This is a genomic window from Roseibium marinum (genome assembly GCF_002906165.1).
In the GTDB taxonomy this organism is placed as follows: Bacteria; Pseudomonadota; Alphaproteobacteria; order Rhizobiales; family Stappiaceae; genus Roseibium; species Roseibium marinum.
Genome location: NZ_PPCN01000001.1, coordinates 1,058,226 through 1,082,611, shown reverse-complemented (window position 1 = coordinate 1,082,611; position 24,386 = coordinate 1,058,226). Strand labels below are relative to the sequence as shown.

Annotated in this window: 23 protein-coding genes; 9 read left to right on the top strand and 14 right to left on the bottom strand. The window is 60.3% G+C overall.

From position 1 onward, the window contains the following. The first annotated feature begins 159 nt into the window (after window positions 1-159). Both CLV41_RS05125 and CLV41_RS05120 read left to right on the top strand, forming a co-directional pair. A complete protein-coding gene (locus CLV41_RS05125; RefSeq protein WP_208987276.1) occupies window positions 160-1,794 on the top strand; it encodes an alpha-glucosidase in 1,635 nt (544 codons plus the stop codon). A 253-nt stretch (window positions 1,795-2,047) separates the two neighbouring features. Continuing rightward, complete coding sequence (locus tag CLV41_RS05120) at window positions 2,048-2,827, top strand: glycosyltransferase family 2 protein (RefSeq protein ID WP_103221554.1); 780 nt, start codon at window positions 2,048-2,050, stop codon at window positions 2,825-2,827. 67 nt (window positions 2,828-2,894) lie between these two features. Here CLV41_RS05120 and CLV41_RS05115 read toward each other — a convergent pair whose 3' ends face one another. Next, window positions 2,895-4,088, bottom strand: coding sequence for an HD domain-containing phosphohydrolase (locus CLV41_RS05115; protein ID WP_103221126.1), 1,194 nt, complete (start codon window positions 4,086-4,088; stop codon window positions 2,895-2,897). 209 nt (window positions 4,089-4,297) lie between these two features. Here CLV41_RS05115 and CLV41_RS05110 point away from each other — a divergent pair, with 209 nt between their 5' ends. Next, window positions 4,298-5,518 carry a BaiN/RdsA family NAD(P)/FAD-dependent oxidoreductase gene (locus tag CLV41_RS05110; protein ID WP_103221125.1) on the top strand — a complete coding sequence of 407 codons (1,221 nt, stop codon included), beginning with the start codon at window positions 4,298-4,300 and terminating at the stop codon, window positions 5,516-5,518. Next, the gene (locus tag CLV41_RS05105; RefSeq protein ID WP_103221124.1) at window positions 5,518-5,979 is read left to right on the top strand and encodes a YaiI/YqxD family protein; all 462 of its coding nucleotides are present in this window, start codon (window positions 5,518-5,520) and stop codon (window positions 5,977-5,979) included. Before CLV41_RS05110 ends, CLV41_RS05105 begins: the two co-directional genes overlap by 1 nt. Window positions 5,980-6,111: 132 nt before the next feature. On the opposite strand, the gene CLV41_RS05100 is transcribed toward CLV41_RS05105, so the two are convergent. Further along, window positions 6,112-6,468 carry a BA14K family protein gene (locus tag CLV41_RS05100; RefSeq protein WP_103221123.1) on the bottom strand — a complete coding sequence of 119 codons (357 nt, stop codon included), beginning with the start codon at window positions 6,466-6,468 and terminating at the stop codon, window positions 6,112-6,114. Window positions 6,469-6,962: 494 nt separating this feature from the next. Here CLV41_RS05100 and CLV41_RS05095 point away from each other — a divergent pair, with 494 nt between their 5' ends. After that, window positions 6,963-7,175 (top strand): cold-shock protein, encoded by a 213-nt coding sequence (locus CLV41_RS05095; RefSeq protein WP_103221122.1) that lies wholly within the window; start codon window positions 6,963-6,965, stop codon window positions 7,173-7,175. A gap of 129 nt (window positions 7,176-7,304) precedes the next feature. On the opposite strand, the gene choV is transcribed toward CLV41_RS05095, so the two are convergent. The 3 genes from choV to CLV41_RS05080 form a co-directional block, all read right to left on the bottom strand. After that, a complete protein-coding gene (gene choV / locus CLV41_RS05090) occupies window positions 7,305-8,348 on the bottom strand; it encodes a choline ABC transporter ATP-binding protein (RefSeq protein ID WP_103221121.1) in 1,044 nt (347 codons plus the stop codon). Continuing rightward, window positions 8,345-9,187, bottom strand: coding sequence for a choline ABC transporter permease subunit (choW, locus tag CLV41_RS05085; protein ID WP_103221120.1), 843 nt, complete (start codon window positions 9,185-9,187; stop codon window positions 8,345-8,347). The genes choV and choW overlap by 4 nt, the downstream gene beginning before the upstream one ends. A 123-nt stretch (window positions 9,188-9,310) precedes the next feature. Next, window positions 9,311-10,255: a choline ABC transporter substrate-binding protein gene (locus CLV41_RS05080; protein ID WP_103221119.1), complete on the bottom strand. Its 945-nt coding sequence runs from the start codon at window positions 10,253-10,255 to the stop codon at window positions 9,311-9,313. Window positions 10,256-10,460: 205 nt separating this feature from the next. Here CLV41_RS05080 and betI point away from each other — a divergent pair, with 205 nt between their 5' ends. Genes betI through betB form a run of 3 tightly spaced genes read left to right on the top strand, consistent with a single transcriptional unit; the run spans window position 10,461 to window position 14,252 of the window. Continuing rightward, window positions 10,461-11,063 carry a transcriptional regulator BetI gene (betI, locus tag CLV41_RS05075; protein WP_103221118.1) on the top strand — a complete coding sequence of 201 codons (603 nt, stop codon included), beginning with the start codon at window positions 10,461-10,463 and terminating at the stop codon, window positions 11,061-11,063. 16 nt (window positions 11,064-11,079) lie between these two features. Continuing rightward, window positions 11,080-12,738 (top strand): choline dehydrogenase, encoded by a 1,659-nt coding sequence (gene betA, locus CLV41_RS05070; protein ID WP_235867055.1) that lies wholly within the window; start codon window positions 11,080-11,082, stop codon window positions 12,736-12,738. 50 nt (window positions 12,739-12,788) lie between these two features. Then, window positions 12,789-14,252, top strand: coding sequence for a betaine-aldehyde dehydrogenase (betB, locus tag CLV41_RS05065; RefSeq protein WP_103221117.1), 1,464 nt, complete (start codon window positions 12,789-12,791; stop codon window positions 14,250-14,252). Window positions 14,253-14,403: 151 nt separating this feature from the next. Here the strand turns inward: betB and hemP are convergent, their stop codons facing one another. The 3 genes from hemP to CLV41_RS05050 form a co-directional block, all read right to left on the bottom strand. Continuing rightward, window positions 14,404-14,619 (bottom strand): hemin uptake protein HemP, encoded by a 216-nt coding sequence (gene hemP, locus CLV41_RS05060; protein ID WP_103221116.1) that lies wholly within the window; start codon window positions 14,617-14,619, stop codon window positions 14,404-14,406. A gap of 376 nt (window positions 14,620-14,995) precedes the next feature. Then, a complete protein-coding gene (locus CLV41_RS05055) occupies window positions 14,996-15,460 on the bottom strand; it encodes an Rrf2 family transcriptional regulator (protein WP_103221115.1) in 465 nt (154 codons plus the stop codon). 149 nt (window positions 15,461-15,609) lie between these two features. After that, entirely contained in the window at window positions 15,610-16,668 is a 1,059-nt protein-coding gene (locus tag CLV41_RS05050) for a LacI family DNA-binding transcriptional regulator (protein WP_103221114.1), read from the bottom strand. 182 nt (window positions 16,669-16,850) lie between these two features. Here CLV41_RS05050 and CLV41_RS27455 point away from each other — a divergent pair, with 182 nt between their 5' ends. Next, the gene (locus CLV41_RS27455) at window positions 16,851-17,681 is read left to right on the top strand and encodes a hypothetical protein (protein ID WP_146048505.1); all 831 of its coding nucleotides are present in this window, start codon (window positions 16,851-16,853) and stop codon (window positions 17,679-17,681) included. Between the two features lie 10 nt (window positions 17,682-17,691). On the opposite strand, the gene CLV41_RS05040 is transcribed toward CLV41_RS27455, so the two are convergent. From CLV41_RS05040 to CLV41_RS05015, 6 genes are all read right to left on the bottom strand, one after another. Further along, window positions 17,692-18,870, bottom strand: a complete 1,179-nt coding sequence (locus tag CLV41_RS05040; protein WP_103221112.1) for a BaiN/RdsA family NAD(P)/FAD-dependent oxidoreductase — start codon at window positions 18,868-18,870, stop codon at window positions 17,692-17,694. A gap of 384 nt (window positions 18,871-19,254) precedes the next feature. Then, window positions 19,255-20,460, bottom strand: coding sequence for an ABC transporter substrate-binding protein (locus CLV41_RS05035; protein WP_103221111.1), 1,206 nt, complete (start codon window positions 20,458-20,460; stop codon window positions 19,255-19,257). Between the two features lie 59 nt (window positions 20,461-20,519). Beyond that, window positions 20,520-21,530 (bottom strand): branched-chain amino acid ABC transporter permease, encoded by a 1,011-nt coding sequence (locus CLV41_RS05030; RefSeq protein ID WP_103221110.1) that lies wholly within the window; start codon window positions 21,528-21,530, stop codon window positions 20,520-20,522. A gap of 12 nt (window positions 21,531-21,542) precedes the next feature. Then, window positions 21,543-22,415: a branched-chain amino acid ABC transporter permease gene (locus CLV41_RS05025; RefSeq protein WP_103221109.1), complete on the bottom strand. Its 873-nt coding sequence runs from the start codon at window positions 22,413-22,415 to the stop codon at window positions 21,543-21,545. 5 nt (window positions 22,416-22,420) lie between these two features. Further along, entirely contained in the window at window positions 22,421-23,128 is a 708-nt protein-coding gene (locus CLV41_RS05020) for an ABC transporter ATP-binding protein (protein ID WP_103221108.1), read from the bottom strand. Beyond that, on the bottom strand, window positions 23,125-23,895 hold the full coding sequence (locus tag CLV41_RS05015; protein WP_103221107.1) for an ABC transporter ATP-binding protein: 771 nt from the start codon (window positions 23,893-23,895) through the stop codon (window positions 23,125-23,127). The genes CLV41_RS05020 and CLV41_RS05015 overlap by 4 nt, the downstream gene beginning before the upstream one ends. Between the last annotated feature and the right edge of the window lie 491 nt (window positions 23,896-24,386).

Sequence of the window (24,386 nt, the reverse complement as noted above, 5' to 3'; positions counted from 1 at the left end):
AGAGCCCCGCGTATAGCCATTCAAAGCGCTTTGAAATTGCAATTTCCGCTACGGAATAGTCTGTATGCAACGCCTCGCAACGGGGCGCACACAGTTGATCGGGACGCGGGACGGAGACGGGTTATGTTCGAAGAAGCCGAAACGGGCCAAGAGGCTGAAATGCCGGAGAAAATAATCAACGACCCGGACTGGTGGCGCGGTGCCGTGATCTACCAGATTTATCCGCGTTCCTTTAACGACACCAATGGAGACGGGACCGGCGACCTCAACGGCGTGACCGAACGCCTGGATTACATTACCTCGCTTGGCGTGGACGCGATCTGGCTGTCGCCGTTTTTCACCTCGCCCATGGATGACTTCGGCTACGACGTCTCCGATTATGAAGATGTCGACCCGTTGTTCGGCACGCTGGCGGATTTCGACCGCATGCTCGCCGCCGCCCATGAGCGCGGCCTGAAGGTGATCATCGACCTTGTCATCTCGCACACCTCCGACCAGCACCCCTGGTTCCGGGAGAGCCGTTCCTCAAGGGACAATCCGAAGGCCGACTGGTACGTGTGGGCCGACGCCAAGGCGGACGGGACCCCGCCCACCAACTGGCTGTCCATCTTCGGCGGTCCGGCCTGGGAATGGGACAGCCGCCGCCGGCAGTATTTCATGCATAATTTCCTGGCCAGCCAGCCGGATCTGAATTTCCATAACCGCGATGTGCAGAATGCGGTGCTTGCAGCCGCGCGTTTCTGGCTTGCGCGTGGCGTCGACGGCTTCCGCCTCGACACGGTGAATTTCTATTTCCATGATGCGCTGCTGCGGGACAATCCGCCGCTCGGCGCCGGCGAAACGCCTTCCACTGTCGAAGCCAGCAATCCCTATGGCTACCAGGACCATCTCTACGACAAGACCCGGCCGGAGAACCTGCTCTTCCTGGAAAGGCTGCGGGCGCTGCTCGACCAGTATCCGGGGACAACGTCGGTCGGCGAGATCGGCGCGGACGGGCAGGCCGCCGAGTTGACCGCATCCTACACGGAAGCGGACAGACGCATTCACATGGCCTACAGTTTCGACCTGCTGACACCGCAGCATTCGGCCGCCTATATCCGCCGGACCGTCGAAGACATGAATGCCGGCATCGGCTCCGGCTGGGCGAGCTGGGCGCTGTCCAACCACGATGTCAAACGGGTGGCCAGCCGCTGGGGCAACGGCCTCGACCTGACGAAATTCGCGCCGCTGGCAACCGCGCTCTGCGCCTCGCTGCGCGGCACGCCCTGCCTTTATCAGGGTGAAGAACTCGGGCTTACCCAGGCTGAGGTTCCCTTCGAGAAGCTGCAGGACCCGTATGGCATCCGCTTCTGGCCGGACTACAAGGGCCGGGACGGCTGCCGCACGCCAATGCCCTGGGTCAGGGACAATGCCCATGCAGGTTTTTCCGACGCGGACCCCTGGCTGCCCGTGGCGCCGGAACATCGGGACCGGGCCGTCTTCGAACAGGACAAGGACGAACAGTCCGTCCTGAACCGCAATCGCGCTTTTTTCGCTTGGCGGCAGCGCAAGACAGCACTCAGGAAAGGCGACATGGCCTTTCTCGACAGCCCCGGCGAGACACTGGTCTTCACCCGGTCCTTTCAGGGTGAAACCGTGCTGTGCGCGTTCAATCTGGGCAACACCCCGGCAACATTCAGCCTGTCCGGCCTCGATCTGGAAAGCCTGAACGCGCCGGGTTTCACCGGGACCGCCAGCGGTTCCGAAATCTCCCTGAAAGGCCTCGACGCGGTCTTCGCCCGGGTGAAAGGCTGAATTCCACTCTTCAAAAGATGCCCCGGCACGGCTAAACCACTACAAGCGCGACCCAACGGCGTCAGCGGGCAAAAGAGCCCGGCCCGTCGGGTGGCGGAAAGCAGCCCATCGGCAGCTTTGCGCCGCTTGCCCGATGCACCGCATCGCCGAATGAACTGCTTTGCGCCATCAAATAGTTCCAAATTTACACCTGACGCTCTAAACAGGCGTGCCGGGCGTTTTCCGGCTCAGACAGATCAGCGCCGGATACAAGATGACTGACCGCCTGCCACTATCCGTTTTCATTATCGCCAGGGACGAAGCCGACCGGATCTCCCGGCCGATTGAAAGCGTGACCGGCTGGGCCGACGAGGTCATTGTCATAGACAGCGGCTCCACCGACGACACCGTTGCGGTCGCCGAACGTCTCGGAGCCCGGGTCCTTCACAATGACTGGCCCGGATACGGTCCGCAGAAACGGTTCGGCGAGGACCAGTGCGGCAACGACTGGCTGTTAAACCTGGATGCGGATGAAGAAGTCACGCCGGAGCTGAAAGCCGAAATCCAGGCGAAATTCGCCGATGGAAGCTACAGGGAAGCCGATGGCTGGCGCATCATGATCCGGGACATGTACGCCCACGAAAGCGCGCCGGCCCCCTGGGCCTACGGCTATCATCAGATCCGCCTCTATGACCGGCGCAAGGGCCGGTTCTCCACCTCGACCGTCCATGACACGGTCCGCCCCGGCGAAAGCGCGACAATCGCCAGCCTTGCCGGCATCGTGGCGCACCGTTCGATCCGCTCGCTCGATTTCCAGGTCAGCAAATACAATCGCTATTCCGGCATGCAGGTAAAGGACATGCGCTCGCGTGGCCGCAAACTGCCACGCTGGCGCTTGCTGACCGAGTTTCCGGCCAGTTTCCTCAAGGCCTATTTCGCACGCAGATACCGGAAATACGGCTGGTGGGGCTTCATCCTTTCCGTGAACTATGCCCATGCCCGGTTCCTGCGAGTGGCGAAAGCCTACGAGGCCGAGCTTTCGGACAAACGCTGATCAATCTCAAGATGTTCCAGGTGTTGAGAATTCCACGCACATGCCGCGGTGTTCCGGCCGGTAGTCCTCATGCCGTGGTGGCCAGAGCCTCTTCGGACGCCCGGTGGCGTTCCACGCGGATCGGCTGGCGCACGCCCGTGGTCTGATGGAAGTGCTCCAGACGCCGGATGGTCGTCGGGGTCAGCATGTGCCCGCGAGACAGGACGAGTTCCCGGTTGCCTTCCGTCAGGGCGTCGTCGATCAGGATATCGCCCGGCTTGAGCGAACGGATGTGGCACTGGGTGACAAACTTCTTCTTGTCCTCCGGCACATCGTCCATCAGCAACTCTTTCGCAATTTCCAGCAGTTCGGGATCGTATTTGCGCTTGTTGATCGTCAGGGCGTCGAACGCGGCGGCATCCGGACCGTTCTCCGGGCTCGCGTACCAGAGATCGGTCAGGAGCTTGATGATACGGGCGACCCTCGGGATATCCATTCCCTTCGGTCCGTCCTTGGGAAAACCGGACCCGTCATAGCCGCGCGCGGACAGGTACAGATATTCCGAGACTTTTTCAAGCTGCGGAATGTTGGTCAAAAGTTCGCGGGTCTGGGCAGGAGACTTGTTGAGGATGTCCCGTTCCTGTTCCGTCAAGCTGCGGGCGGCACGGTAGCGGGACAGGATCTGTTTCGGCAGCAACGCCTCGCCGAGCGGAGACAGCATCACCGCCATTTCCAGTTCCCAGGTCTTCTTCATGCCGAGACTTTTGGCCAGTTTAAGCGCCTGCTTGCGCACGGTGGCCGTGCGCCGGAAGGCTTCGGGATGAAACAGGGCCATCATGTCGATCAGCAACTTGATCGAACCGGCGAGCGTGCGCTCCAGCAACGCCCGGTCCTTGGCCAGATGCTGGTGATGGCCAAGCGCAGTTTCCACGGCGGTTATCAGTTCCGCCTGCTTGCAGGGCTTTTGCAGAAACAGGAAAACGTGGCCTTCGTTCAGCGCTTTCTTGATCGCCTCGGCGGAGCCTTCGCGCGTCAGCATCACTCTGGCGGCCTGGGGAACTAGGGTTTCGCAAGCACACAAAAACGCGGGGCCTCCCCGACCGGGCAGGTTATAGCAGGAAAAGATGACGGCGGTTCCGGTGTTCTGCTTGAGAAACAGCAGCGCCTCTTCGGACTCCGCAAAGCAGACGACTTTCAGGTGTTCCCCAAACAGGCGTTTGAAGCCTGCCTGAACGCCCTGATCCGGGTCCGCAACAACGATCAGGTCCGTGGTCTTTTCCATACCCGGTCTCCTCTATTTGGCGAAGCAAAACAGGTGGTGCACATCACCTCGCCTCAACCTTCAAAATATAGTCTCATATGACCGATAACAAATACTTTCAAAAAAAAACAAACTTTAATCTTGTCGTCTTAAGTCTTGGATCCACGGATATTTTGACTGGTTCGAATTCAACGGTGGCGTTTTGCATTGGGGCTGATTTATAAAGCGCCATGCTTGATGTCCTGATAATCGGTGCCGGCCCGGCTGGGCTATTCGCGGCGGACCTTCTGGCCGCGGAAGGTTTTGCCGTCACAATGGTTGACCGCATGCCCTCCCCGGCCCGCAAATTCCTGATGGCCGGCCGCGGCGGCCTGAACCTTACCCACAGCGAGGACCTTTCCGCCTTGCTCAGCCGCTACCGGCAGGCGGAGGCCTTCCTGTCGCCGATGATCGGTGATTTTCCACCCGAGGCCCTGAAGGAATGGTGCCACGGGCTGGGGCAGGAGACATTCACCGGCAGCAGCGGCCGGGTTTTCCCCGCTTCGATGAAGGCCTCGCCCCTGCTGCGGGCGTGGTTGCGCCGGCTGGAGAAGAACGACGCGCGACTGCTGACGCGGCATACGTTCACCGGATTTTCCGACGACGGGACCGCAATGATCCAGCCCGAGGGTGGACAGCCGGAAAGCTTTCCCGCCCGGGCAACCCTGCTGGCGCTTGGCGGGGCAAGCTGGCCGAAGCTCGGGTCCAATGCTGCCTGGGTTCCTATTCTGGAAAGCCGGGGGATCGGGGTATCCCCGTTCCGGCCCGCAAATTGCGGGTTCCGGGTTTCCTGGAGCCCGGTGATGAAAGAACGTTTTGCCGGCACGCCGCTGAAGCGCATCGGATTGCGTCACGGCGAAAGATCCGTCACTGGCGAAGCCCTGATTTCCCAAAGCGGGATGGAAGGCGGTGCGATTTATACCCTTTCGACGGAAATACGCGAGACGATCGAGACTGAAGGCTCCGCGCTGCTGCATATCGACCTTCGACCGGCCAAGACCGCCGCGGCGCTTGCCCGCAGGCTTTCCCGGCCCAGGGGCAAGCAAACGGTTTCAACCTACCTGAAAAAGACGGTGAAACTCAATCCGGTGGAACAGGCGCTTTTAAGGGAAGCGGGACCGATACCGCAGGATCCTGACGAGCTTGCCGCGAGGATAAAGGCGGTTCCAGTCGCATGCGAAGCGCCCTACGGGATCGACCGGGCGATCTCCTCCGCCGGCGGCATACGTCTGGATGAGGTCGACGAAGGCCTGATGCTCAGGAAGCTCCCCGGCGTCTTTGCCGCCGGAGAGATGCTGGACTGGGAAGCGCCGACAGGCGGCTATCTGCTGCAGGCGTGTTTTGCCATGGGGCACCGGGCGGCGCAGAGCCTCTCCGCCTATCTGAAGAACAGCAAGGGAGAGCCGGAGTAATGACGGTGCTTTACGTGGACGCGGACGCCTGCCCGGTGAAGGACGAAGCGGTCCGGGTGGGGGAGCGGCACGGGACACCGATCAGGTTCGTCTCCAACAGCTGGATGCGCCTGCCCGAGGGAGACCTGATCGAACGCGTGGTGGTCGCGGAAGGACCGGACGAGGCCGACAACTGGATCGCGGAGCGCGCCGGAAAGGGCGATGTGGTGATCACCGCCGACGTTCCGCTCGCCGCGCGTTGCGTCAAGGCCGGCGCCCTGGTGCTTTCGCACACCGGCAAGCCGTTCCGCGAGGATGCGATCGGCATGCGGCTCGCCATGCGCGACCTCAATACGCATTTGCGCGAAACCGGCGAAATTCGCGAAAGCGGTCCGGCCTTCGGCAAGGCGGACAGGTCGCGCTTTCTCAATCAGCTCGAAACGGTCATGCGGGCCGCGAAGCGGATGGCGGACGAGCGATAATGCCCGAATGCTGACGGGTTTGACCCGGCTTCACAAAAAAACTCCCTGCAAGGCGGGGAGGAATGCTCCTTGCAGGGAGTGGCCGAGGGCCCTTTGGGGGCCGATTGTGCCCGGCGCGAGATCAAGCTGCCTTTAGCGGCAGAACTTGTACTGACCGGAATAGGCCAGAAAGTAGCCGGTGTTCGGATTGAAGGACCGGTACTTGTGGCTGCAGTAGTTGTACCAGGCCGGGCTCCACGGCGCCGGACGGTAGTAAACGGGGGCCGGCGCCGGACGGTAAACCGGTCCCGGATAATATGCCCGCGGCGGAGCATGGTAACGCGGCTGCGCCAGGGCGGAACCGATAATGGCGCCCGCGGCAAGCCCGCCCGCGATGCCGACACCGACCTGCCAGCCCTTGGCGGCTTCCGCCGGCGTGCTCTGGGTGGTCAGGGTGGCTCCGGCAACAAGCGCCAGCGCGGTGGTGGTGATTGCGATTCTCCTGAACATGACGGTGTCCCTTCCTGTTTGTGAGGCCCTGCTCTCCGCCTCAGTTCATGAAGGCACCTTAGCCCCGCCGCGCGCCGCACTCTGTGATTGGAGTCACAAGCTGTCACTTTGCGTTTCTCAGCGTTTTTTGCTCTCTCGGCCGAAGAAATTTGCGCCCGGACTCATCAAATCCTGACTTCGACCGTTTCGAGATTTGTCGGCGGGCGCATCCTAATGCCCTGAATCCAAAGCGATTTGCTTACCGTATGGTGAGCGGCCGCGCCGCTTTCATATCTTTCACTTGCCGGAAGGCGCGAGCGGACATAAAGTACGCGGCATCGGCGCGAGTTGCGCTGTACGGGACATGACGTAGACCCGGTGAGACTGAACTTCGGCGGATGCTCCATTAAGCGCCGCTCTGAATTAACAAGCTTTCCGTTTCTTATTGACTGCTCGTTTATCTGCGCCTTGCCGGAGACGAGTGGGGCGTTTTCAACTGACGGAAAGGTTTCTCCATGCGCGAGAACGGCACCATTAAATTCTTCAACCACGACCGTGGCTTCGGCTTCATCACACCGGATGACGGTGGCAAGGACGTGTTCGTCCACGTGACCGCTTTCGAGCAGGCCGGGATCGGAACGCCGGTTGAAGGCGCCAAGGTTTCTTTCGTCGCGGAAGACGACCGTCGCGGCCGCGGCAAGCAGGCTGCCCAGCTCGAGATGATCTGAGTTTCGAAGGTTTTCACCCGCGGCGGCCAATCAGACCCGCCGCGCGTGCACCTGACGAAAACGGGACCGTTCGGTCCCGTTTTTTTATTGCGGATAGCTCTGCCGCAGCATGGGAGGAGAAGTCCTTCTCTACAGCATGCAGTCCAGCAATTCGTTCTCGCCGATGACCCCCACGATCGCACCGTTTTTGCGGACGACCACCGGCTCAGGGCTGGACTTCTTCAGTCTGGCGACGTCGCGGATCGGCGTGCTGGCCTCACAAGTCAGGCCGCTTGCCAGCGAGCCCGGAAGGCTGCCCGGCGGCACCATGATGTCACGGGCCCTGAGGACGTTCAGCGGGTTCATGTGGCCGACGAAATCGGCCACATAGTCGTTGGCCGGTTTCTTGACGATTTCCTGCGGCGTGCCGAGCTGGATCACCCGGCCGCCTTCCATGATCGCGATGCGCGAGCCGATCTTGGCCGCTTCGTCCAGATCGTGGCTGACGAAGATGATCGTCCGGTTGAGTTCCTTCTGCAGGTCCAGAAGCTCGTCCTGCAGCTTGTCGCGGATCAGCGGGTCCAGCGCCGAGAACGGCTCGTCCATCAGCAGGATCGGCGCGTCGGTGGCAAAGGCGCGGGCAAGGCCGACACGCTGCTGCATGCCGCCGGACAGTTCGTGGACATATTTGTCGCCCCAGTCCGTGAGACCGACCAGCTTCAGCTGCTCTTTCACCTTGGCGGCGCGCTCCTTCACGGGCATTCCGGCCAGTTCGAGACCGAAGCCGACATTCTCGGCAACCGTGCGCCAGGGCAGCAGGCCGAATTGCTGGAACACCATTGCGACGTGGCTCCGGCGCAGTTCTCGCAAGGCATTCGGGGGACAGCTTGCAGGGTTCACATAGCCCGTACCGTCAAAGACCTGAACTTCGCCGCGGATAACCGGATTAAGGCCGTTCACCGCGCGCAGGAGAGTCGACTTGCCGGAGCCGGAAAGGCCCATCAACACGATGACTTCCCCCTGGCGGATGTCGAATGTCGCGCCGGCCACACCAAGGATCTGGCCGGTCTCGGCCTGGATATCCTGCCGGGTCTTCCCCGCGTCGATCAGCGGAAGCGCCGAAGCGGGATTTTCACCGAAGACGATGTCGACATCCTTGAAGGTGACGACGGGTGTCTCATCGGAGGTACTCATCGCTTGCCTCCCTCTTCCGCGCGGAAAAACCGGTCGAGCACGATGGCGATCAGAACGATGCAGACACCGACCTCGAACCCTTGCGCGATATTCACCGTGTTGAGCGCGCGCAGCGTCGGGACGCCGAGCCCGTCGGCGCCGACAAGCGCCGCGATCACCACCATGGAGAGCGAGAGCATGATGGTTTGCGTCAGGCCCGCCATGATCTGCGGCAGAGCATAGGGCAGTTCGATTTTCCACAGAAGCTGCGACCGCGTCGCACCGAAGGCCTCGCCCGCCTCGATCAGCGCCGTCGGTGTGGAGGACACACCGAGCTGGGTCAGGCGGATGGGAGCGGGAATCGCGAAAATCACCGTCGCTATCAGCCCCGGCACCATGCCGAGACCGAAGAGGATGAGCGCCGGGATCAGATAGACGAAGGTCGGGATGGTTTGCATCAGGTCCAGCACCGGGCGCAATGCCGCGTAAAAGCGCGGATTATGTGCGCCGAGCACGCCCACCGGCACTCCGACCGCCATGCAGACGACGGACGCGGCGACAACCAGCGCCAGGGTCTCGGTGGTTTCTTCCCAATAGCCCTGATTGATGATGAGCAGCAGAGAGATCGCCACGAAGACCGCGAAGATGATTTTCCGGTGCACCGCATAGGCGAGCACAACGGCGATCGCGACAATCACCAGCGGATGCGGCGTCTGCAAAAGCCACAGGATGCCGTCGATCAGTGTCTCCAGAAAGAGCGATATGCCGTCGAAGACCCAATAGGCGTTTTCGGTGAGCCAATCGACCAGGGACCGCGCCCAGGGTCCGATCGGCAACTTGTAGTCCGTCAGCCAGTTCAACCCGCCGCCCCTTTTTGTTGTTGTGGAGAAAGGCGGGGCGCCGGCCGGTAGGATCGCGCTTCGGATCCGCGTTCGCTTGAACGCGGGATGCGCGCGGCCGGCGCCCCGTCAGACTTTAGCTTTCTAAAGGCCTAGAGCGCCCTTCACGGCCGCGAAACTGTCGCCACCGTCGAGAGTCTTGACGCCAACGAGCCAGTTTTCGAAAGTTGCCGGGTGCACTTTCAGCCAGGCGGCGGCCGCCTTGTTGGGGTCTTCGCCGTCGTTCAGGATCGCGCTCATGATCTCGTTTTCCATGGGCAGCGAGAATTCCAGGTTCTCCAGAAGCTTGCCGACGTTCGGGCATTCCTTCACATAGCCGGCGCGCACGTTGGTGTAGACAGTCGCTCCGCCGTAATTCGGACCGAAGATGTCGTCACCGCCTTCAAGATAGGCCATCTCGAACGCGGCGTTCATCGGATGCGGTTCCCAGCCGAGGAAGACGATGTCGTTGTCGCGTTTTTCGGCGCGCGCGACCTGGGCGAGCATGCCCTGCTCGGAGGATTCCACCACCTCGAAGCCTTCCAGGCCGTAAAGGTTCTGGTCGATCATGCCGATGATCAGGCGGTTGCCGTCGTTGCCGGGCTCGATGCCGTAGATCTTGCCGTCCAGATCGTCCTTGAACTTGGCGATGTCCTGAAAGCTCTTCAGGCCCTTGTCGTAGGTGTATTTGGGAACGGCGAGCGTGTATTTCGCGCCTTCCAGATTGGCGCGGACCGTCTCGACGGAGCCGTCTTCCTCGTAGGCCTTGATGTCGCCTTCCATGGTCGGCATCCAGTTGCCGAGAAAGACATCGATGTCCTTGTTCTTCATGGAGGCATAGGTCACCGGTACGGACAGGATCTTGACATCGGGTTCGTATCCGAGGGCTTCAAGAACCACCGATGTGGCCGCCGTTGTCGCCGTGATGTCGGTCCAGCCGACATCGGAGAAGCGGACCGTCTTGCAGCTTTCCGGATCGTTCGCGAGCGCCGTTCCGGAAAGCATGAGCCCGAGAGCAAGTCCTCCAGCGAGTTTCGCTGCCATTTTCATTGAAATACCTCCTGTGGAAAGTCGACCTGGTTTTTGTCGCCTGATTATTACCGCAAGTTACAGGTTCAGCGCATGGGAAATCCACCCCGTTCCTCGACCGGTAGCCTGCCTAAAAGCAATCCAAACATCCACCGGAAAAATTTGCAAGTTTTCATTGATTGATTGATCAATTAAAAATAAGACACCGATAACCCGGGAGATCCCTATGCCCAAGGTCGGAATGGAAGCGAAACGGCGGCGCAGTCTTATAGACGCAACGGTCGATGCAATTCACGAGCGCGGCTACAGCGACGTGACCATGGCCCAGATCGCCAAGCGGGCCGGCGTGTCCGGCGGCCTCGTGCATCATTATTTCGGTTCGAAGGACCAGTTGCTCGCGGCCACCATGCGCCACCTGTTGACCGAACTCGGCCGCGCCATCCGCGAAAGTCTTGCCGAGGCACAAACCCCGCGCGAGCGGATCTCGGCGATCATCGAGGGCAATTTCGCCGTCGACCAGTTCCAGCCCGCCGTCATCGCCGCCTGGCTGGCCTTTTACGTCCAGTCCCGGACGACGGAAAGCAACCGCCGGCTGCTGAGGATCTACGCCGCCCGGCTGGCCTCCAACCTCACGGTCAATCTGCGGGCCTTCATGCCGCAACCGGAGGCCCGCCGGATCGCGGAAGGTACGGCCTCGATGATCGACGGGGTGTGGATCCGTCAGGCCCTCAGCGATGCGCAGGCAGACCGGAAAGCCGCCATTTCCCAGGTCGAAGACTATGTCGAAACCCAGATCGCGGCGCACGCCTGCCGCGATGCGGACCGTTGAACCGACCGGAGCTCTCATGACCTTGCAGTTCGACTTCATCATCGTCGGTGCCGGATCCGCCGGTTGCGCCATGGCCTCCAGGCTTTCGGAAGATCCGCGCAACAGGGTCCTGGTGCTGGAATTCGGCGGAACGGACGCCGGACCGCTGATCCAGATGCCGGCGGCCCTGTCCTATCCCATGAACATGCCGCTCTATGACTGGGGGTTCGAAAGCGACCCGGAACCGCATCTCGGCGGACGGCGCCTGGCAACGCCGCGCGGCAAGGTCATCGGCGGATCGTCTTCGATCAACGGCATGGTCTATGTGCGCGGCCACGCCTGCGACTTCGACACCTGGGAGGAGATGGGTGCGAACGGCTGGGGCTACCGGCATGTGCTGCCCTATTACAAGCGGCTGGAAACCAGCCATGGCGGCCAGAACGGCTGGCGCGGCACGAACGGCCCGCTGCATGTGACACGCGGCACCAAATGGAACCCGCTGTTCCACGCCTTCCGCGATGCCGGGGAACAGGCCGGTTACGGTGTGACCGAGGACTATAACGGCGAGCGCCAGGAAGGCTTCGGCGACATGGAGATGACGGTCCACAAGGGCCGGCGCTGGTCCGCCGCCAATGCCTATCTGAAGCCCGCGCTCAAACGTGGCAATCTTGAGCTGATCAAGGGCGCCCTGGTGCGCAAGGTCCTCATCGAGAACGGCCGCGCGGTGGGCGTGGAGTTCGAAACCGGTGGGAAAATCCGTGAGGCAAGAGCCAACCGCGAAGTGATCCTGGCGGCGTCCTCCATCAACTCTCCGAAGATCCTGATGCAGTCCGGCATCGGTCCGGCGGATCACCTTCAGGACATGGGGATAGAAATTGTCGCCGACCGGCCCGGCGTCGGTGCCAATCTGCAGGATCACCTGGAGCTCTACCTGCAGCAGGCCTGCACCCAGCCGATCACGCTCTACAAGCACTGGAACCTGGTTTCCAAGGCGCTGATCGGGGCACAGTGGCTGTTCTTCAAGCAGGGGCTCGGGGCATCGAACCAGTTCGAGAGCTGCGCCTTCATCCGCTCCAAGGCGGGCGTCAGATACCCCGATATCCAGTATCATTTCCTGCCTTTCGCAGTGCGTTATGACGGACAGGCAGCCGCGGAAGGCCACGGCTTCCAGGCCCATGTCGGGCCGATGCGCTCAAAATCGCGCGGACGGATCCGGCTGACGTCCGGCGATCCTCGCGGCAAACCCTCCATCCTGTTCAACTACATGTCGCACGAGGAGGACTGGGAGGATTTCCGCCGCTGCATCCGCCTTACGCGGGAGGTTTTCGACCAGGAGGCTTTCGCGCCCTATCGCGGCAAGGAGATCCAGCCGGGAGATCACGTCCAGAGCGATGACGCGCTGAACGACTTCATCCGCGAACATGTTGAAAGCGCCTATCATCCCTGCGGCACCTGCAGGATGGGATCCAAGGAAGATCCGATGGCCGTTGTCGATCCGGAATGCCGGGTGATCGGCGTCGAGGCCCTGCGTGTCGCCGACAGTTCCATCTTTCCGCAAATCACCAATGGCAATCTGAACGCTCCGTCGATTATGGTCGGGGAAAAGGCGTCCGATCATATTCTGGGCAAGGACCCGCTGCCGGCGTCCAACCAGGATCCCTGGATCAACCCGGCATGGGAAACCAGCCAGCGCTGAAGACGTTCGATGAAATAACGCCGTTCAAACCGTCACGCAGGAGCCAACCCATGCGCGCCCAACCGCAAGCCTCGCACTACATCGGCGGCTCTTACCTGGAAAGCCAGGCTGGAACGCCCTTCGACTCGCTCTATCCGGCCACCGGCGAAGTGATCGCCCGGATCAAGACCGCCGATGACGGCGTGATCGAGGCGGCCATCCGCACCGCGAAGGACGGCCAGAAGATCTGGGCCGCGACACCACCTGTGGAACGAGGCCGTATCCTGCGCAAAGCCGCCGAAATCCTGCGCCAGAAAAACCGTGAGCTGTCGGTTCTGGAAACGCTCGACACCGGCAAGCCGCTGCAGGAAACGCTGGTCGCCGACGCCGCATCCGGCGCGGACTGCCTGGAATATTACGGCGGTCTGGCCGCGACGCTTACGGGAGAACATATCGATCTCGGCGGCTCCTTCGCCTATACGAAGCGCGAGCCGCTCGGCATATGTTTCGGCATCGGTGCCTGGAACTATCCGATCCAGATCGCCTGCTGGAAAGCAGCACCGGCGCTTGTCTGCGGCAATGCCATGATCTTCAAACCCTCCGAGGTCACACCGCTCAGCGCGCTGAAACTCGCCGAAGCCTTGAGCGAAGCCGGCCTGCCGGACGGTGTCTTCAATGTCATTCAGGGGTTCGGCGATGTCGGCGCCAGGATGGTCGCGCATCCCGATATCGCCAAGATATCCCTGACCGGCTCCGTGCCGACAGGCGCGAAGGTGGCGGCCCTTGCCGGCGAACACCTGAAGAAGACAACGCTGGAACTGGGGGGCAAGTCGCCTCTGATCATCTTCAAGGATGCGGATGTCGAAAACGCCGTATCGGCGGCGATCAACGCCAATTTCTATTCCACCGGCCAGATCTGTTCCAACGGCACCAGGGTCTTCGTCCACGCGGACATCAAGGAACAATTCGTTGCCCGCCTGGCCGAACGCACGCAAGGGGCGGTGCTGGGCGACCCGCTGGACGAGGCCACCAATATCGGCCCGCTTGTCTCCAGACAGCAGTTGGAGAAGGTTCTGCACTACATGCAGGTCGGCCGGGAGGACGGCGCCCGGCTGGTCTGTGGCGGCGGCGCGGCGGCGGTGGCGAGTTTCCCGGACGGATATTTCGTACAGCCGACGGTGTTCGCGGATGTGAAGGACGATATGCGCATCGCCCGCGAGGAGATCTTCGGCCCGATTCTGAGCGTCCTCGACTTCACCGATGAGGACGATGTGATCGCGCGGGCCAATGACACGGAATTCGGGCTTGCGGCAGGGATCTTCACCAGGGACATCCAGCGGGCGCATCGGGTGGTCGACCAGCTCCAGGCGGGCACCTGCTGGATCAACACCTACAACCTGACCCCGGTCGAAATGCCCTTCGGCGGCTACAAGAAATCCGGCATCGGCCGCGAAAACGGCCACACCGCCATCGCCTATTACAGCCAGGTGAAGAGCGTCTACGTGGAAATGGGCGGTGTGGAAGCGGCGTTTTAGAGCCGCGGGCATCAGCTAACGAGGGGAACAAGCGACCCATGCCGAACAAGGCCGAAGACCTGCCTCGAAATATGGGCCGCTTGTAGCGGGCAGCGATCCCGCGCCCCGGCCCCGCCGGCGATGCGGCGTAGCGCGATGCCGGGAAAGCGCTTCACTTGGTCAGGATCAGCTTGCCCTGTTTGGTGATCGACAGACGGTAGGTTTCGTCATTGTGGTGGATGTGTATCTGCCGCGTTCCGCCGAACAGTTCGCGGGAATCGAAATCCGTTTTGGCTTCCCTGGGCGGCTTGCCGGCAAGAATGCTCCGGGAGGGACCGGAGGTACTGAGGGAAAGGCGGCGCTTCTGGCTGTTGGCGGTCGGTGTCATGCGCGCAATCGCTCCTTGGCTTTCAATTTGCTTGCCGCTTCGCCCGGTCTGCGGGGCCCGTCCGGTGAGCGGTTCGGCAGAGGAATTTAAAGGTGAGTTAAAAACTCAACTTTATACTTGACACTCATACTCAAGTTTTCCTATCAAGGCAATGCCTGATCGAAACGGAACTGGAAATCGCGTCCTCCGGTTTTGAATGAGACAGGGCCTCTGAGCGATCAGAGGCATTAAATGCCAGGCAAGCCAACCGCCCTCTCCTCTCCCTCAGCGGCCAGCCAGCCAGGCGTTTTCCAACAGCCACCCCCACCACAGCCACAAAAAAAGCGCCAACCGGATGGTGGCGCTTCAAAATTCTTCAGGAACCTTGCGGAAAGTCTTAAGCGTTCACGGCGAGCGGCGGTTTGGCCACATCGATCTTGAGCAGGTCGCGCATGCCGAAACGGTCCTCGGACAGATCGGCGATCGACTTGGTGTCGAGCACTTCCATAAAGGCTTCCAGAGCTTCGTGAAGCAGTCCGTTGAAGCCGCAGGAAACGATCAGCGGGCAGTCCTTGCGGCCGGAATCGAAACATTCCGCCAGAAGGAAGCTTTCCTCCGCGGCTCGCACCACTTCGCCGACGGTGATCTGTTCGGCGGGACGGGCAAGCATGACCCCGCCATTACGGCCCCGGATGGTCCTGATCAGATTGCCATCGACCAGAACCTTCATGATCTTGAACAGATGTGTCTCCGACATGTCGAAGCTGGCCGCGATGTCCGCGACTTTGCTCGGCTTGTCCGGATTGACCGCGCAATACATGAGAGCGCGCACGGCATAGTTGGTCTGTTGTGTCAAACGCATGTGCTAGATATGAGGTGCGCGGCACCAAAGGTCAATGCTAAAAATTGAATGTTGGAGACCACTTTAAAAAAGTGAAGCCGGCTCCGCAGCTTAGCTAAAGGTTCGCGAATACACCCCTGTCCTCTACATCTCGCCGACGGGCATGCGTGTTATTGCGCGATTGCAGGAGAATCGGGAATGGCGGGCAGATTGTCCTTCAGGAAAACATCGATGCCGATGCGCTCCTGTCCGTCGATGATCGAGGCACCATCGCACAGAGCCCTGAGCACGCGGATGGCGCTGCGGATTTCGTGTCCGGGATCCTGGGCGATCACCGCATCGAGCACACCGGCCCGCAGGGCGTCGCGCGTATAGGGGGTCAGTTCGTGACCGACAAAGACGATCTCCTGTGCGCGGCCCAGGTCCTGGAGAGCGGAAATCGCGCCCCGGTTGCCCGCACCGATATTGTAGAGACCGGCCAGATCCGGATGCTCTTTCAGAACTCCGCGGACCAGTTCCGCGTTGCGACCGTTGTCGTCGCGGCCTTCGCGGACCTTGAGCAATTGCAGATGCGGAAAATCGGCTTCGATCACTTCCCTGCAGCCGGCAAAACGCTCGGCATGATCGCGCAGCCCGAGTGAACCGGCGATCAGGGCGACCTTCGCCGGCTCTCTCGGCAGGAACCGCCCCAGCAGCCGTCCCGCCGTGCGCCCCGCCGCCATGTTGTCGATGCCGACGAAATGCTGGCGGGTGGAAGAGGGATGATCGGAGACCAGCGTCACCACCGGCACGCCGCGGTCCTGCAAGCGGTCGATGGCCGCCCGCACTTCCGGGAAGGCCGGAGCGACCACCGCCACGCCGTCGCAGATCGCCCGCTCGATCAGGGCCAGTGTCCCGGCCACCCGGTGACCGTCGAATGCGTCGATCGGCTCGACATGAACATGCATGCGCTCGCCGCTCATGGTCTGCGCATGCGACAGCGCCTCGCGGGTGAGGTCCTCCATGAAGGCGTTCGGACCGTTGGGCAGAAGAAAATGAAACCGGTAGAGGCGCTTCTTGGCGAGGCCCGCGGCAAAAACATCCGGCTTGTAATTCAGCGTCTCGGCGGCCTGCTTCACCTTTTCAATGGTGTTCTTGCGTACACCGGGACGCCCGTTCAGCGCCCGGTCGACCGTCGCAAGGCTCACTCCGGCCGCCTCGGCCACGTCATGAATCGTCACTCGCCGCATTCATTCCCCCGATTTTGGCCGGAGTATAGCCGCGAATGAGGTGCGGTCATCAAAAAATGCTGCAGTGCGCGAAGTCGGAAAAGAAAATGTATTTTGCACTCTAAAACCATCAATTGAAGATTGTAAGCGTCAGTTTCGCCCTATAAACTAGCAAAATGCTGTCAGTTTCATGGATTAAAATAATGCGCTTGTTTATACTATTGTTGATTTCGATAACTTCTTCCAGCTGTCAAATCTCTAAAGATACTGATAGCATCGCATCTTCAAATTTCACTGATGCTTCCAGATTAACTTCTCTCATTGATCTAGGCGACAAAGGTGGTCAGTTGCTTCTTGCGGTTGTCGACCCTAAAAAATTCCCAATTGGTGAACAAATCCCGAGAGTTGATGCACCAGAAGAAAAAGCCGGTGGTCAAACGATAGAAAAGACACTTGGAGATTTTGTTAGAACATCCGGATCAGGCAGAAGAATTAATCCCGCAGTTGAATTTGGTGCAATATATTACATCCCAGCCAGACATTATAATCAAGAAACTGGTATAATTATCAGGAAAGCTTGTGGAACGGTAGAAGGTCATGAAGTTGATACATATCCTTTAATTGATGATTTTTCAGGCATAAGAAAACACCGAAGAAAATTACTCCTAAACGGCAAAGCCAACTTCGAATTAATAAAATTTCTTGCCGGAATTAATGCTAAAGCAGAAGCAAGTTATTTAATAGAATTTGAAGTGAGCGATGTTCGCAAACGGTATATTTATTTGCCGGACGCACGTGATATTAGACAAAAAATTCTGGGCGGTAATGACTGCAAAAACGACTACATCAAAGATATCGACGATGATAGATTATTTCAATTGGTTTCTGCCTACTATGGAAATCTGGTAATTAAGCAGGTATACGAAATATCTGGCGGAATTTCAGTACCCAAAATTAGCGTAGAACTGAGTGTGAGCGGCGAAGGTGAGGATAACTCACTCATCTTTCTTAAGGTTTATACTGACAAAATTTAGTAACACTTCATCAGACTACCTGCCCCGCCGCATGACCGGATGACCAGGCCCACTGGAAATTGAAGCCGCCGAGATGGCCGGTGACGTCGACGGTCTCACCGATGAAATAGAGCCCGGGAACCTTCGAACTCTCCATTGTCCTGGACGACAGGTCCTTCGTATCGACACCGCCGAGCGTGACCTCCGCCGTGCGGTAGCCTTCGGTGCCGACCGGCGTGAGCTGCCAGTTGTTCAACTGCTCCGCCGCCCGGCGCAACACCTTGTCGGACTGATCCGCCAGCCGGCCCTTGAGCTGGAAGGCGTTTGCAAGCTCGTCCACAAGACGGTTTGGCAACAAGGCCCCAAGCGCGGTTTTCAAATCCTGTTTCGGGCTCTGCTGACGGGCCGCGCGCAGTGTTTCAAAGACATCCGTTTGCGGGGCAAGGTTGACCGAAACCGGCTTGCCTTCTTCCCAATAGGACGAAATCTGAAGGATCGACGGACCGGAAAGCCCGCGATGGGTGAAGAGCAGCCCCTCACGAAACCGCGTCTTTTGAAAGGAGACGATGGCATCGACGGAGACGCCTGCAAGCCGGCTGCAAAGATCCTTGTTGGCATCCGAGAAGGTCAGCGGCACAAGGGCCGCGCGCGGCGGGATCACGTTCAGGCCGAACCGCCTGGCAAGGTCATAACCGAAACCGGTCGCGCCCATCTTCGGGATCGACGGACCGCCGGTCGCCACCACCAGCGAGGATGCCCAAAGCGGCCCCCTGGACGTTGACACGGAAAACCGTTCATCGGGCTTTTCGACCGCCTTGATTTCCGTTTCCAGTTGCAGGGTGCCGCCCACGGCTTCCAGCTCCGACAGCAGCATGCGGATGATGTCCCTGGCGCTGTCGTCGCAAAAGAGCTGACCGAGAGTTTTCTCGTGCCAGGCGATGCGGTGCTTTTCCACCAGCGCCAGAAAATCGTGCTGGGTGTAGCGCTTCAGCGCCGAGACGCAGAAACGCGGGTTCCGCGACAGGAAATTCGCCGGAGCGCAATTGAGGTTGGTGAAGTTGCAGCGCCCGCCACCGGAAATGCGAATCTTTTCCGCCGGCTTGGCGGCATGGTCGATGACCAGCACCTTGCGGCCGCGCCTTCCCGCCTCTATCGCACACATCAGCCCCGCGGCCCCGCCGCCGAGAATTAGAACATCCAGATCACGCATGGCGGGGCTTATACACGGGTTGGCAGGCGGAGGTAAGGAAAGTTGACCCGGAATGCCCTTCCGGCGTGTCATCAACCCTGTTGAGCGAACAGACAGGCTGAGCACCGCCCTCACGGCTGTCATTCCGGACAAGTGAGACGCAAGTCGAACGCAGATCCGGAACCCAGCGCATCAGCGCGAGCGTGAGCGAGCACGAGATTTCTTCATTCATCGCATTAGAAAATGGCCGCGCCTGGGGCGCGAATTATGTGCTGGGTTCCGGGTCGGCGCGCAGCTTACGCTGCACTTGCCCGGAATGACGCAGGAGGGCAATTGTTCCCGAAACAAAAACCGGCGGCTCTTTCGAACCGCCGGCTTCACAAGCAAATTCCTCAGTTGAAGAAATTACTTCATTTCCATCACGAGTTCGTAGCCGTTCGAGCCGACTTCCCAGAGGGCGTAGGTGCCCGGGACGTCGCCGTTGGCGTCGAAGTTGTGGTCGCCCGCCGCGCCCTTGTAGTCGATGGCTGTGCCGGCTGCGATCAGCTCCTTGGCCTTCTTCCATTCACCCGGACGGATGGCTTCGCCTTCGCCGTTGGAGACTTCCACCATGGCGGCCGCGACGCCTTCCTTCTTGCCACCGGCTTTTTCAAGAGCCAGCGCCATCAGGAAAGCCGCATCGTAGGATGTGGTCGCGAAGATCGCGTCCGGGTCGCCGCCGACGCCCTTGAAGGCTTCGTTGAACATGTCGAGCGAATCGGACTTCTCGCCAACCGGCGAAGACGCCACGAAGGTGGCGAGGTTCTCGGCGCCGAGTTCGTTGATGACCGCGTCGGATTTCATGCCGTCGCCGCCGACGAACTTTTCGAAGAACCCATTTTCGAGAGCCTGGCGCAGGATGGTGAGGCCGGTGCCGTCGCCATAGTCGAAGATGACCAGGGTGTCGGCGCCGCCCTTGGCGAGTTCGGCGAGGTTGGACCGGTAGGACGCCTTGCCTTCCTCATGAGCGGCGAACTGGGTGATTTCACCACTCAGCGCATCGACATATTCGGCCTTGAAGGCATTGGCGAGGCCCGTGCCGTAGTCGTTGTTGAGATAGGCGACGGCAACCTTGCCGTAACCCTGCTCCTTCAGTGTCCGGGCCAGGGCACGGCCCTGATAATCGTCGGAGGGAACGGTGCGGAACACGGTGCCCTTGTCATCCAGGCCGGTGATTTCCGGCGACGTGCCGGACGGCGTGATCATGACGATGCCGGCCGGGATGGTTACCGAACCGGCGGCAGCCAGAACAGCGCCCGAGCAATGCGGGCCGACGATGCCGGAGACGCCTTCGATGTTCACGGCCTTGGTGGCCGCATCCGTGCCGTTCTGCGGGTTGCAGGCGCTGTCGCCGAGCACACTGACGAGCTTTTCGCCGTCGCCGATGCCACCCTGTTCATTGACCTGCTGAACGGCGAGCTGGGCCGCGTCGATCATCGCCGGTGCCATGGCGGCGATCGGACCGGAAATGCCGCCCAGAAGACCGATCTTCACATCGGCCTGCGCGGGGACGGACGCCAGGGCTGTAGCGGCCATCAAACCGGCAGCAAGCGCAAGAAACTTGGTTTTCATTGGAATACCTCCTCATTTATCCGGTCTTTGCCGGGTCGCTGGATTTCCGGGTCCCGCATTCATAAGTCAATTTCGGGACCTGTGGAACGGGCCTGATTGTGGTCCGCACCCGATTTCGTCGTCCGCCGGCTTCCTCTCAGATCGCCTCTCAGTGGCTCGGGAAGCAACCCTTCGGGCCTGAACCGCAGCACAAGCTGCAGCATGAGGCCGATCAGAAACAGGCGGATGTATTTTGCCTGAATTGCATATTCATGCGGAAGGCGGTCCGTTGCAATCTCTGAAACGGACCAGATGATCCATACAACCGCAGCGCCGAGTATCGCGCCCCGGTTGTTTCCCGATCCACCCAGGATAAGCATGATCCAGACTAGGAAGGTCGCCACCATGGGGTCGATGGCTTCAGGCGTGATAGAACGGTTGAAATGGGCAAAGAGCGCACCTCCCAGGCCCATCAGCGCCGCGCCGAAGATGAAAGCCTCCAGGCGGCGGAACTCGACGTCCTTGCCCATTGCCTTGGCGGCATCCTCATTGTCGCGGATCGCGCGCATCATCCGGCCCCAGGGCGCGTTGAACTGGCGTTCCACCAGGACATAGGCGGCGATCAGCACGGCCAGCACGATGACGAGATAGGCGATTTGCGATTCCGTGTAGCCGATATCGCCCGCCGGACGCGGAATGCCGGAAATCCCGCGGGCGCCGTTGGTCACCACCTCCTCGGACTTGATCACCAGGCGGATGATCTCCGCAACGCCGATGGAGGCGATCGCCAGGTAGTCGGAGCGGAACCGCAGGCATATCTTGCCGATTGGCCAGGCGACCAGTGCCGCCGCCAGCATCGCGCCGATCCAGCCGAGCACGAAATGCAGATCGAACCCGCCGAGCCGGCCGTCATCGGCCGGTGTAGTCAGCACCGCGGACGTATAGGCGCCGACCGCGAAGAACCCGGCGATACCCGCGTTGAAGAGGCCGGCGAACCCCCATTGGATATTGAGGCCGAGAGCGAGCAGCGCATAGATGGCGATGAAGATCGCCGTGAACAGGGCGTAGTTTACAAGACCCAGGAATTCCATGTCCGCGCCCCCTTACAATACCTTGCCCTTGAGCAGCCCGGTCGGGCGCACAAGCAGCATGAACAGCAATATGGCGAACGCCATGGCGGCCTTGTATTCGCTCGGGATAACCAGAACCGACAGTTCTTCGGCAATGCCGACGATCAACCCTCCCAGGACGGCGCCCTCCACCCGGCCGACACCGCCGAGAATGGCGGCGGCGAACATCGGCAGCAGCATGTGCCAGCCCATCATCGACTTGATTTCCGTGTTGTAGCCGAGGAAAAAGCCGGAAGCCGCGCACAATCCGCCGGCGATCACCCAGGTCAGCATCACGACCTTCCTGTTGTCGATGCCCGACAGCAGCGCCAGATTGGGGTTGTCGGACATGGCCCGCATCGCCTTGCCCCATTTGGACCTTGTCAGGAAAAGCTGCAGGCCGCCGACCAGAACGATCAAGGCGGCGACAGTATAAAGCTCCCTGTCACGGATGCGCAGACCGAAATAATCCTCCGGCCGGACGATGCCGCGCGAATAGGTCTGCGTATCGACGCCCCAAACGACCTGAACGACGGAGCGCAGCATGAGCGCGATCCCGAGCGACGCCATCACGGTGACGATCTTCGGCCGCTCGCGCAGATGCTCGTAAAACACCTTGTCGATGCCGACCGCGATCGCGGCGGTCACCAGGATCGCGATGGGGAGCGCCGCCAGGGGCGGCACGCCCATGGCGGTGACGCAGGCCAGTGCGACAAAGGCACCGAAGGTTGCCAGGTCGCCATGGGCCAGATGCGCATAGCGCAGGATCGCAAAGATCAGCGTGATGCCGACCGCGCCGAGCGCATAGATGGATCCGAGCACGATGCCGGGAATGACGTAGAAATTCAGAAGTTCGAAGAGATCCATGCCGCTCAGCCTCCCAGAAACATTTCGGCGACTTCACGGTCGGCAAGGAGGTCGGCGCCCGAGCCTTCATGACGGTTTTTACCGGCGGCCAGAACATAACCCCGGTCGGCAAAGGCAAGCGCCTGTTTGGCATGCTGTTCCACCAGCAGGATGGCAACGCCGGTGTCCCTCACATCGCGGCAGATCTGGAAAATCTGCTCCATGTATCTGGGTGAAAGCCCGGCTGTCGGTTCGTCCAGCAGCAGGAGCTTGGGATCCAGCATCAGGGCGCGGCCCATCGCCACCATCTGGCGCTGACCGCCCGAAAGGCTGCCGGCCGGCGTGCGGCGGCGCTCCTTCAGGTCCGGAAACAGCGTGTAGACCCGGTCATAGGCGGCGGACAGATCGCCTTTTCTCAGAAATCCGCCCATTTCCAGGTTTTCGTGGATCGACATTTCCCGGAAGATGTTGTCGACCTGCGGCACATAACAGATGCCGCGCTGGACAATGCGGTTCGGCGCCCACCGTGTGATGTCGTCGCCGTCGAACAGCATCTTGCCGCCGCGGATCGTCAAGAGGCCGAAGACCGATTTCATCGCTGTGGACTTGCCGGCCCCGTTCGGGCCGACGATGGCGACGATCTCGTCCGGGTTCACGTGCAGGGAAACGTCCAGCAGGATGTCCGCGTCACCGTAACCGCCAGTGAGGCTTTCCATCGACAGAAGCGCGTTCATGCCGCGTCTCCCGTGGTCTCGCCCAGATAGGCTTCCAGCACCTGCGGGTTGGAGCGCACGGTCTCGAAATCGCCTTCGATCAGCACCCGACCCTCCGCCATGCAGATGACCGGCGCGCACAGTTTCTCGATCATCTCCATGTCATGCTCGATGAGGATGAACGTATATCCGCGGTCCCGGTTCAGGATCTCGATCTTGGTTTCCAGCTTGCGCAGCAACGTCCTGTTGACGCCAGCCGCCGGTTCATCCAGCAGCACCAGCTTCGCATCGGTCATCATGGTGCGGCCAAGTTCCAGAAGCTTCTTCTGTCCGCCGGACAGGTTGCCCGCCGGTTCGTGAGCGACTTGCGTCAACTCAAGGAACTCCAGGGTTTCATAGGCCCGACGCTCCACATCGCGCTCCGCCGAGCTGACCCTGCGCCAGGCGAACCAGTTGGAGAACAGGCTCTCGCCGGGCTGGGACGGCGGCACCATCATCAGGTTTTCCAGCGTCGTAAGCTTATGAAATTCATGCGGTATCTGAAAGGTGCGGACCAGTCCCTTGTGAAACAGCTGGTGGCTCGCCAGTCCGGTGACATCCTCACCCAGGAACCGGATCCTGCCGCTGGTCGGGTGAAATGCACCCGCGATCAGATTGAACAGCGTGGTCTTTCCGGCCCCGTTGGGCCCGATCAGTCCGGTGATGCTGCCTTCCTCGACACGAAACGAGCAGTTGTTTACCGCCCGGAACCTTCCGAAATCCATTACGAGCCGATCAAGCTCAAGCATTCAGTCTCCTCGCCGCCCCCCGTAGCGGTCTTTCATATTACCTTTTGGCCACGGCTTACCTGTTTTCAGGCTTGGCGGAGAGGACGCAGAATGGCCCGTACCGGCGCGGCATCAAGATCTTCTAACTTCATTAACAGCGCAATCAACTCAAAATCACCGGGTTCAACAGCAGAAAGAGCAAGATTTTCCAGAATCCGCAAATCCCGGGAACGGGCAATCCTGTGCCTCGGAAGATTTTTGGATATTTCCGGGCCAAGGGGGGCATATCCACCCCGGTAAGCCGCGTGCATGAACGGCCAGCAGCGACATTATTTATGTCCGCAGGCTGTTTGTGCTGGCAAGCCTGACGCACTCACGAAACAACAGAAAGTGTATATACCGGATTTTACTCGTTCCGGTGGACAGACACTTATTTCAGTTGCCTTCAAAAGCAAAGAGAAGCAGATTATTTGTTCAATTAAACTGCAACTTGACATTGATATTTTTTACAA

Excerpts from the sequence above, each read along its gene's own strand:
- CLV41_RS05125 (WP_208987276.1), top strand. The coding sequence starts at position 160 with ATGCCGGAGAAAATAATCAACGACCCGGACTGGTGGCGCGGTGCCGTG.
- CLV41_RS05120 (WP_103221554.1), top strand. The coding sequence starts at position 2,048 with ATGACTGACCGCCTGCCACTATCCGTTTTCATTATCGCCAGGGACGAA.
- CLV41_RS05115 (WP_103221126.1), bottom strand. The coding sequence starts at position 4,088 with ATGGAAAAGACCACGGACCTGATCGTTGTTGCGGACCCGGATCAGGGC.
- CLV41_RS05110 (WP_103221125.1), top strand. The coding sequence starts at position 4,298 with ATGCTTGATGTCCTGATAATCGGTGCCGGCCCGGCTGGGCTATTCGCG.
- CLV41_RS05105 (WP_103221124.1), top strand. The coding sequence starts at position 5,518 with ATGACGGTGCTTTACGTGGACGCGGACGCCTGCCCGGTGAAGGACGAA.
- CLV41_RS05100 (WP_103221123.1), bottom strand. The coding sequence starts at position 6,468 with ATGTTCAGGAGAATCGCAATCACCACCACCGCGCTGGCGCTTGTTGCC.
- CLV41_RS05095 (WP_103221122.1), top strand. The coding sequence starts at position 6,963 with ATGCGCGAGAACGGCACCATTAAATTCTTCAACCACGACCGTGGCTTC.
- choV (WP_103221121.1), bottom strand. The coding sequence starts at position 8,348 with ATGAGTACCTCCGATGAGACACCCGTCGTCACCTTCAAGGATGTCGAC.
- CLV41_RS05080 (WP_103221119.1), bottom strand. The coding sequence starts at position 10,255 with ATGAAAATGGCAGCGAAACTCGCTGGAGGACTTGCTCTCGGGCTCATG.
- betI (WP_103221118.1), top strand. The coding sequence starts at position 10,461 with ATGCCCAAGGTCGGAATGGAAGCGAAACGGCGGCGCAGTCTTATAGAC.
- betA (WP_235867055.1), top strand. The coding sequence starts at position 11,080 with ATGACCTTGCAGTTCGACTTCATCATCGTCGGTGCCGGATCCGCCGGT.
- betB (WP_103221117.1), top strand. The coding sequence starts at position 12,789 with ATGCGCGCCCAACCGCAAGCCTCGCACTACATCGGCGGCTCTTACCTG.
- hemP (WP_103221116.1), bottom strand. The coding sequence starts at position 14,619 with ATGACACCGACCGCCAACAGCCAGAAGCGCCGCCTTTCCCTCAGTACC.
- CLV41_RS05055 (WP_103221115.1), bottom strand. The coding sequence starts at position 15,460 with ATGCGTTTGACACAACAGACCAACTATGCCGTGCGCGCTCTCATGTAT.
- CLV41_RS05050 (WP_103221114.1), bottom strand. The coding sequence starts at position 16,668 with ATGCGGCGAGTGACGATTCATGACGTGGCCGAGGCGGCCGGAGTGAGC.
- CLV41_RS27455 (WP_146048505.1), top strand. The coding sequence starts at position 16,851 with ATGCGCTTGTTTATACTATTGTTGATTTCGATAACTTCTTCCAGCTGT.
- CLV41_RS05040 (WP_103221112.1), bottom strand. The coding sequence starts at position 18,870 with ATGCGTGATCTGGATGTTCTAATTCTCGGCGGCGGGGCCGCGGGGCTG.
- CLV41_RS05035 (WP_103221111.1), bottom strand. The coding sequence starts at position 20,460 with ATGAAAACCAAGTTTCTTGCGCTTGCTGCCGGTTTGATGGCCGCTACA.
- CLV41_RS05030 (WP_103221110.1), bottom strand. The coding sequence starts at position 21,530 with ATGGAATTCCTGGGTCTTGTAAACTACGCCCTGTTCACGGCGATCTTC.
- CLV41_RS05025 (WP_103221109.1), bottom strand. The coding sequence starts at position 22,415 with ATGGATCTCTTCGAACTTCTGAATTTCTACGTCATTCCCGGCATCGTG.
- CLV41_RS05020 (WP_103221108.1), bottom strand. The coding sequence starts at position 23,128 with ATGAACGCGCTTCTGTCGATGGAAAGCCTCACTGGCGGTTACGGTGAC.
- CLV41_RS05015 (WP_103221107.1), bottom strand. The coding sequence starts at position 23,895 with ATGCTTGAGCTTGATCGGCTCGTAATGGATTTCGGAAGGTTCCGGGCG.